This window comes from Campylobacter sp. 2018MI34, from assembly GCF_016598975.1.
In the GTDB taxonomy this organism is placed as follows: Bacteria; Campylobacterota; Campylobacteria; order Campylobacterales; family Campylobacteraceae; genus Campylobacter_D.
This window is the reverse complement of sequence record NZ_JAENKS010000153.1, coordinates 1-436: the sequence shown is the minus strand read 5'-3', so window position 1 is coordinate 436 and position 436 is coordinate 1. Positions and strand designations below refer to the sequence as shown.

General features: G+C 65.4%; 1 protein-coding gene. It reads left to right on the top strand.

Features of this window, described 5'->3' with window-relative positions; genetic code table 11:
* Window positions 1-436 (top strand): amidohydrolase family protein (locus tag JG676_RS08175; protein ID WP_200217922.1); only part of this gene is annotated, 436 nt, incomplete at both ends.

Sequence of the window (436 nt, the reverse complement as noted above, 5' to 3'; positions counted from 1 at the left end):
CCAGTGGACCGGCACCGGGCGCAATCTCGAGGACAAGTATCTGTCGGCGATGATCGGCGCCGCGGAGATGGTGCTGAAGGGTTGCACCGCGGCCTACGACCTCGCGGCCGAGTTCCCGCTGCCGTCGGTCGAAGGACTGTCGGCGATGGCCAAGGCCTACGAGGAGGTCGGCATGCGTTGCGTGCTGGCACCGATGGTGGCCGACCTCTCCTTCTTCGAGGCCATTCCCGGCCTGATGGATCGCCTGCCGCCTGCGCTTCAGAAGGAGGTCGAGAGCTTCAAGCTCGGCCCGTGGGAAGCGACGACGAAGCAGATGGAAAAGGCGCTGCAGAACTGGCCGTTCGAGATGGTCCACCTCGCCCTCGCGCCCACCATCCCGCACCATTGCAGCGACGCGTTCCTGATCTCGTGCCGCGACCTTGCCAAAGAGTACGAC